The sequence below is a fragment of the Caldisericum sp. genome (assembly GCA_022759145.1).
Taxonomy (GTDB): Bacteria; Caldisericota; Caldisericia; order Caldisericales; family Caldisericaceae; genus Caldisericum.
This window is the reverse complement of sequence record JAEMPV010000130.1, coordinates 1-7,668: the sequence shown is the minus strand read 5'-3', so window position 1 is coordinate 7,668 and position 7,668 is coordinate 1. Positions and strand designations below refer to the sequence as shown.

The 7,668-nt window shown below is 37.4% G+C and carries 9 protein-coding genes and 1 pseudogene; 9 read left to right on the top strand and 1 reads right to left on the bottom strand.

Annotated elements, in window-relative coordinates; translation table 11 throughout:
• Nucleotides 1-81: 81 nt before the first annotated feature.
• From JHC30_07325 to JHC30_07285, 9 genes are read left to right on the top strand one after another with little or no spacing between them, the layout of a single operon-like run.
• Nucleotides 82-543, top strand: a complete 462-nt coding sequence (locus JHC30_07325; GenBank protein MCI4463958.1) for a DUF4330 family protein — start codon at nt 82-84, stop codon at nt 541-543.
• A 1-nt stretch (nt 544) separates the two neighbouring features.
• Nucleotides 545-1,756: an O-antigen ligase family protein gene (locus tag JHC30_07320; GenBank protein ID MCI4463957.1), complete on the top strand. Its 1,212-nt coding sequence runs from the start codon at nt 545-547 to the stop codon at nt 1,754-1,756.
• Nucleotides 1,749-2,864, top strand: a complete 1,116-nt coding sequence (locus JHC30_07315; protein MCI4463956.1) for a glycosyltransferase — start codon at nt 1,749-1,751, stop codon at nt 2,862-2,864. The genes JHC30_07320 and JHC30_07315 overlap by 8 nt, the downstream gene beginning before the upstream one ends.
• Nucleotides 2,857-4,449: a murein biosynthesis integral membrane protein MurJ gene (murJ, locus tag JHC30_07310; GenBank protein ID MCI4463955.1), complete on the top strand. Its 1,593-nt coding sequence runs from the start codon at nt 2,857-2,859 to the stop codon at nt 4,447-4,449. The genes JHC30_07315 and murJ overlap by 8 nt, the downstream gene beginning before the upstream one ends.
• Nucleotides 4,450-4,452: 3 nt before the next feature.
• Nucleotides 4,453-4,905 carry a ribose 5-phosphate isomerase B gene (gene rpiB / locus JHC30_07305; protein MCI4463954.1) on the top strand — a complete coding sequence of 151 codons (453 nt, stop codon included), beginning with the start codon at nt 4,453-4,455 and terminating at the stop codon, nt 4,903-4,905.
• A complete protein-coding gene (locus JHC30_07300) occupies nt 4,880-5,572 on the top strand; it encodes a (d)CMP kinase (GenBank protein ID MCI4463953.1) in 693 nt (230 codons plus the stop codon). Before rpiB ends, JHC30_07300 begins: the two co-directional genes overlap by 26 nt.
• Nucleotides 5,529-6,137, top strand: a complete 609-nt coding sequence (locus JHC30_07295; GenBank protein MCI4463952.1) for a 1-acyl-sn-glycerol-3-phosphate acyltransferase — start codon at nt 5,529-5,531, stop codon at nt 6,135-6,137. The genes JHC30_07300 and JHC30_07295 overlap by 44 nt, the downstream gene beginning before the upstream one ends.
• The gene (ispH, locus tag JHC30_07290; protein ID MCI4463951.1) at nt 6,107-6,961 is read left to right on the top strand and encodes a 4-hydroxy-3-methylbut-2-enyl diphosphate reductase; all 855 of its coding nucleotides are present in this window, start codon (nt 6,107-6,109) and stop codon (nt 6,959-6,961) included. The genes JHC30_07295 and ispH overlap by 31 nt, the downstream gene beginning before the upstream one ends.
• A gap of 31 nt (nt 6,962-6,992) precedes the next feature.
• Nucleotides 6,993-7,319, top strand: coding sequence for a hypothetical protein (locus JHC30_07285; GenBank protein MCI4463950.1), 327 nt, complete (start codon nt 6,993-6,995; stop codon nt 7,317-7,319).
• A gap of 33 nt (nt 7,320-7,352) precedes the next feature.
• Here the strand turns inward: JHC30_07285 and JHC30_07280 are convergent.
• Nucleotides 7,353-7,613: pseudogene (locus JHC30_07280) on the bottom strand (DUF1893 domain-containing protein).
• Nucleotides 7,614-7,668: the final 55 nt, after the last annotated feature.

Genomic DNA, 7,668 nt, shown 5'->3' with positions numbered 1-7,668 from the left:
TTTATGATGATAAAGGCACATTTCTCAAAAACTTCTTTCGTGGTATAATTGATGGATTGAGAAACAATATGGAGGTTAAAAATGGGTAAGAAGATTTTAATTTCGGTTGTTTTGGTTGTTTTTGTGCTTGCAGTTTTGCTTGGGCTTTACAAGGTATTGAATCCTAAGAGCAAAGAGATTTTAGCACAGGGTAATTATGTCGAGGCAACATTCCTGGCGGAGGCAATTAGACCAGAAACAGCCGATATGATAAAAGTCGGCGACACTATTTATGACTCTCAAGGTAAAAAATGTTTCACAGTTACCGATGTTAAAGTCGTTCCATCAGAGGCGAAATTCATTTATTATTCTAATAATTCCCTTTATATTGAGAATAACTCAAAACTCAAAGATGTTTACATAACTGCAAAATCACTCGATAAGAAATACATCTGGGCATATCCATACGGAAAAGACTTCATTATGGCAGGTGTTCACGTTGGTATCTATGGTGAAAACTGGAAATTGTGGGTAACTGTCCTAACTGTTAAAGATGTAAAGTGATATGGAAAAAGTTAATTCGGCTTTAAGGAGGATTTTTCTCTTCCTTATTGCCTTTTATCCGTGGGTAAACTATATTCTTAAAAAGGTGCCCAAGTTGGGAAGTGTATGGGATGATCTTTTAATAATAACTTTCTTCTTGTTTGCACTTTTTGTTGGGTATAAAAGAATTAAGGACCTAATTGCGCTTCCAGGTTTTTTGTTTGCTTTGCTCTTTGCAACTGTTTCCGTATTGAGTTTTGTTTTTAATAACTATCTTTTTCTTGCATTCCAGCATCAATTTAGACTTTTGCTTGAGCCTTTTTTTGTGTTCGTCGCAGTGTTCCTTATAAGTCCCACCAAAGACGAAATTCACTTTTACCTTAAAACTCTTGTTTTTTCCTCGCTCCTTCTTGGGCTTCACGGTGTTTACCAGTACATAAAAAAAGTGCCAACTCCTGCTCAGTGGGTTGATAAAGACCTTGAAAGCACATCTATATACACGAGAGCATTCTCTGTTGTTGGAAGCCCAAATGTTCTTGCAGGGTATCTTGAACTTGGATTGCCTGTTGCGATTTACTATGTTTTCTATGATAAAGACATTTTTAAAAAGATAGTTTATGCACTTTCTTCCCTTGCGATAGTTTCGGGCTTACTTTTGACATTCTCAAGAGGTGGGTGGTTTGGTAGCATTGGTGCACTTTTCCTTGCTTTTACTGCGTACTCTCCTGTAATTGGTATTGCCATTATCGCCTTTGGGGCACTAACGATTTTTGCTGTGCCTGTCTTGAGATTAAGAATTCTTTCGCTTTTTGACCCAAGTTACATTGAGAAGAGCCTTGGAGGAGTAGGAAGTGCTGGAAGGCTTTTCAGGTGGAAGTATGGCCTTGTTAACGGATTTGAGCATCCACTTTTTGGAAGTGGTCTTGGTACTTTTGGAAGTTCTGCAGGGCAAAAATATGGCTACTTTGCTTATACATCAATGGATAGTGTCTACATAAATGTTTTTGCTGAAACAGGATTCTTAGGCATAATTTCTTTTATTCTTTTTGTATCATACGGCTTTGCAAATTATGTATACAAGTTCTTTACGAAAAAGAAACTCATATTCCTGTTTCTGGGGGCATCAATGCTTTCTATCTTAATCCACATTTTTGTTGAGAACCTTTTTGATGTGTGGGGAATTACGCTCAATTTCTGGGTGATTTCGGCACTTTCTGAGGTGCTGGATGAGTAAAGACATCCTTTTTCTTTCTTCCAATAGATACGGCGATTTTCCTTCAAGAAAAACACGTTTCTCTAAGTACCTTTCTGAAAAAGGTTTTAGAGTCGTTTATGTGGACTCACCTCACACTTACCTTGGCTATCTCAAAAAAGGCTTTAAAGTCGAAAGTTATGGGCTTAAAGAAGTTTTTCCGAATTTTTATGTTTTAAGAAGTTTTCCAATACTCCCGTTTTTTAAAAAATACCTTCCTTTCAATAAGATTGACTCTCAAATATACTACAGTAAAATTGCTTCTGCCCTTAAGGAAATATCTTTCGACCCTGCACTTATTTTTACATATATCCCCTTTTTCCCGGATGCTCTTACCAAATTTAAATCAAAAATCATCTATGATTGTGTCGATGATCACGCAAGTTTTGGAGGGCTTATAAACCCATCTTTTGTTAATGCACTTGAAAAGAAAACAGTCGAGGTATCGGATGTTGTAATAACAACGGGAAACGAGTTCCTCAAAGATAAACTCAAGAAATTCGGAAAGGAACCAGTCCAAATACCAAATGGTGTAGATTATGCGCTTTTTTCAAACTGGCTTAATAACAAAGAAAGCCTAAATATTAAAAACCAGATTGTATATGTTGGAGCAATCGCAAACTGGTTTGATATTGACCTTGTAAAATACATAGCCGATTCTTTTAAAGATTACGAAATTCTACTCATTGGTTTTGCATCTGTTGATATCTCAGAGTTATTATCAAAAGAAAATGTTAAATTTCTTGGTAAACTCACCCAGGAGCAGTTTGCACCGATTTTGTGGCAGTCGAAAGCAGCAATAATTCCCTTTAAGGTAAACGACTTAACCAGGAAGATTGACCCTCTTAAGGCTTATGAGTATCTTGCTTCCGGCGTCCCAGTTGTGTCAACTCCTGTAGGGAATGTTTCTCAATTGCCTGTGTATGTAGCGGAGGCAAAGGAAGATTTCGTTAAGGAACTAAAGCGCGCAATAGATGATGATACTATCGAAAAAAGGGTTAAAAGGACGCTTGATGCAAAAGAATACTCCTGGGAAAATAGATTAGAGACCGTATTTAAGATAGTGGAGAGCCTTATTTCAAATGGATAGGAAAAGGATTCTTCGAAGCCAGACAATAACCGAAGCAGCAATTATCACCTCAATAGTTGCTTTTCTGAGTAAAATTGTTGGCTACATAAGGGATATGCTTACTGCCAAATATTTTGGCACATCTCCCCAGGTGGATGCTTTCGAGGTTGCACTCATTATTCCTAATATGATTTTGGGGCTTTTTGCAGCAGGCATGCAAACCATTATCGTAAGGATGTATACAGAAAAAAAAGAACAACAGGGCTTGGAAAAGGGAAAGACTTTTGTAAGCCAACTTTTCTTCATCTATAGCGTCCTTCTTTTCTTTATAACAATCCTTCTTGTCATTTTTAGCCCGTTTTTTGTAAAAATTGTTGCCTTTGGTTTAACTTCCGATAGGTTTACATACGCCTCAACATTTGTTAAAATGCTTGCTATATTTGGTTACCTTAATATTATGACAGGTTTCTTCACGGGTATATTCCAGGCAGAAAAGCAGTTTCTATATCCTGCTGTTACAGGGCTCATTGCAAACATTGTAATCCCTATAACCCTAATTTTACTTGCACCAAAGATCGGAATTTACAGTAGAGTATGGGGACAAAATTTGTTTGGTTTTGTTTACTTTTTCCTTCTATTTTCATTTCTCTATTTTCGCTGGAAGTTTTTCAGGCATTATGACATAAAGGAAATTGACTGGGCGGGATTTAAGGAATTCACAAACCTTATGATACCTGCAATGATCGTATCAGGGTTGAGTGTTCTTTATCAGATAACTGACAAAACAGTTGCATCCTATTTGCCGTCAGGTGCAATTGCCTCCCTTTCATATGCGCAAACTGTTTATCTTATACCTTATTCACTTATTGGTGCCTCTCTTGCAACAGCAGTTTATCCAACGCTTTCTTCTCATGCAGTAAGCAAAAACGACGAAGATTATATGAGGCTATTTAAAAAGTCGTTCTATGTTCTTGTGTTCATTATGGTCCCTTTCACTGTTTATTTCACCGTGTGGGCTCGCCCTATAGTGAGGGTTTTATTTGAAAGAGGTGCCTTCACTGAATCTTCAGCGGTACTTACTCAATGGAATGTTGCTATGTATTCTTTAGGACTTTTAGGAATTACGCTTGCCGATTTGTTCAGAAGGGCGTTCTTCACCTATAAGGATACAAAAACACCAATGCTTATAAGTTGGGTAAGCGCCTTTTTAAACCTTGTTTTCGATATTCTTCTTGCAAAATTAATGGGCGCTCCTGGTATTGCGCTTGCAACAACAATAGTAACCTATGCATCTCTTGTTCAATACATAATGTACGGAAGACACAGGAAATACTTTGAAGCAGGTTATCTTAAGCATTTAGTCCTGGAACTAATGAAGAGTATTTTGGTTGGGATTTTAATGGGTCTTCTTGCGTATCTTTCTTTGCGATTTATTCCCGTTAAGGCACATGCTGTTACGGTATTTTTAAGAAGTATTGGTATTGGTGCAGTTATATTTATAATTTATGTAGGGCTTGGCAAACTTGTAAGAAGCGAGATATTTGATGTTGCCATTTCTTATGGATTAAGTGCTGTTAATCATATTTTTAAAAGAATCAGGAGGTAAAAAATGAAAATAGCAATAGGTTCAGATCATGCAGGGTTCAGGCTTAAAGAAATCATAAAAAACTTTTTAAAGACAAAAGGAATTGAAGTTGAAGATTTTGGTACTCATACGGAGGAAAGCGTAGATTACCCTGATTATGCATTCAAAGTTGCCGAAGCGGTTTCAAGGGGAGAATTCGACTTTGGGATTCTTGTTTGTGGTACAGGAATCGGCATGAGTATTTCTGCAAATAAGGTGAAAGGTATTCGTGCAGCACTCTGTAACGATCTATATACTGCACATGCGTCGAGAGAGCACAACAACGCAAATGTCCTCTGCATGGGCGGTCGTGTTGTGGGTGATGAAGTTGCAAAGGAAATCGTAAATACTTTTCTTAATGCAAAGTTTGAGGGTGGAAGGCACGAGCGCAGGATAAACAAGATCAAAGATTATGAAAACTCGAAAAATTGCAATTGACGGCGTTGCTTCCTCGGGTAAATCGACCGTTGGAAAAATTCTTGCAGATAGATTAGGCTACGAATTTATCGACAGTGGCCTTTTGTACAGGCTTGCAACATTTATTGCAATAGAACAAGGCTTAAAAAATTCTGAATTTGACAAAGCAGTTTCAAACTTTAATGTGGATATTGTAGGTGGGAAAATTTTTCTTAACGGTAAAGAAATTCCCCTTGATAAGTTGAGGGATAAAGGCGTTGATGCACTTGTTTCTCCCGTATCTGAGCATCCCCTGGTTCGTGAAGTTATAACGAGCGAGTTACGGAGGATTGCAGAGTCTAAAAATGTTGTTATGGTGGGAAGGGATATTGGAAGCGTTGTTTTGCCCGATGCATTTTTAAAGATATTTCTTACCGCAACCCTCGAAGAGCGTGCCTCAAGGAGATTCAAGGAACTCATCCATAAAGGTATAAATACAACATTTGAAGAAGTTTATGAGAACCTTAAAACACGAGATATGATTGATTCGGGGAGGAGTGTTGCGCCCCTTACTGTCCCAAAGGATGCCTATGTTATCGACACGACAAATTTAACTGTAGACGAGGTTATTACTCTAATTCTTGAATTTATAAAAGGGAAAGAGTATGTTCTACGAAATAGTAAGGATTATAGCGAAACTCTATTTTAAAATCTTTTATAATTTTAAGGTGTTGGGAACTGAGAACATACCAGAGGAAGGCGGATATATCGTTTCGCCAAACCATACACACTGGCTTGATATACCGCTTATTGGTGTCGCCTTACCAAAAAGAATGTACAGTTTCGGCAAGAAAGAATTGTTTGAGAGTAAGATTATAGGACCAATCTTGAGGCATCTTGGCGGCATACCTGTTAACAGGGAAAAGCCCGATTTAACATCAATCAAGCTTTCAAAGGAAGTCCTTCAAAAAGGATATCCGCTCCTCCTCTTTCCAGAAGGGACCCGTTCAAGGACAGGTGTCCTTCTTAAAGGCAAGAAAGGTGCAGTGTATTTTTCAACAGTTGCAAAGGTGCCGATTGTTCCTGCAGGTATAGTGGGGCTTGGAAGGAAGTTCATCCATATGAAGCGCACAAAACTTGCAGTGTATTTTGGGAAACCATTCAAGCCTTATGAAGTTTTCGACCCAAAAGACAAGGATTATTACGACAGGGCAACCGAGTATTTAATGGAGTTAATAAGAGAATGCATAGAAAAAGCGGAAGAACTATCATAGTATCAAAGTCAGTTGGTTTTTGTTCAGGAGTTGAACGTGCGGTAAGTATAGTAGAAGACCTTACAAAGGAGTCGAAACAGGTTTTTACTGTTGACTCGATCCTTCATAACGAAAGGGAAATGGCTCGATTGAAGTCTCTTGGGGTAAATGTTGCGGAAGCAAATGATAAAGGTGAAATTGTCATACTTCCTGCGCATGGTGCAACAGACGAAGAGATAGAAAACCTTAAGAGGAGATTTGAAAAAATTGTCGATGTAACCTGCCCTTTTGTCATACGCACCGTGAATATCATAAAGAAACTTGTAAGTGAAGGGTATAAAATAGTAGTTGTGGGAGAAAAGGGACACAGAGAAACAAAGGTACTCAAAGAGACAGCAAAAGAAAATCTTATGTGCGTTGTTTCAGATATTAGCGAACTTAAAGGATACGAGAACGATTATTTTCCGAAGGTTGCACTTGTCTCGCAATCGACTGTTTCAAGATCCCTTGCGCTAGATACCGCAAAATTTTTTCTTGAACATTCCTTTGAATTCAGGTTTTTTGATACAATTTGCCCTGAAACCGTAAAAAGGCAGGAAGAGGCATACGAAATTGCAAGGAGTGTTGACTGTGTAATTGTTGTCGGTGGAAGGCATTCTGCAAATACCAACAGGCTTTATGAGATTGCAAGGAAGGTTAATCCAAATACTTTTTTTGTCGAAGATGTTCAAGAATTAAAAAAATACGACCTTACCGGTTTTAACAAAATTGGCATCGTTTCAGGAACTTCAACACCAGAATACATCATTAAGGAAATAGTCGATTACCTTACAAATTTGGGATAAAAAATTTTTGTAGTAAAATATATTTGAGGAGGTGATAAAGACGAAGAAAATAATTATATCACTTATTATTGGAGCATTCTTAATAGTTAGTCTGGGCTCGTTAAAATTTCTTTACCCGTTTGCTACAATTGTTTCCGAAGATGGAAAACTTACGAAGATTAATGTTCGTATTGAGCCAAATTTAAAGGATAGCGTTCATATAGATACGATCTCTAATTCCTCTGTTAAAAGTGCTGTTCAAGCCTACATTGAACTATCCAAGACTGCGGATGAACTTGTTAGAGCACAAAACGAATTAAAAACACTTACAAGCAATATAGAATTTCTTGAACAAATTCGCAATCTTAAATTACCATAGTCAATGTTTTTGAAATATTTAAACTCTCTCGAATTATTTATTTCTTAACTTTGAAAGTGTCTCCTCAACTTTAGTTAGCGCTTCGAGTGGCTCTTCAACATTTAAAACCGCATTTTCAAATGGGCACATACCCGTTTTGTCTCGATTTATTATGTATTCTACCTCGGTATCAAACTCAAATTTAATTTTGTAACTTTTAAGAATTTCCTTTCCACTTTTGCTTAGGATAGCCGCATACACATACTTCGGCTTAAGAAGGCTAATCAAAAGTGCTCCTGCTTTTCCTACAATTCTATACCGAAATTATTATGGCTGTTGCAAGCATTACCGTAAGCGCTGAAGTTTAAAA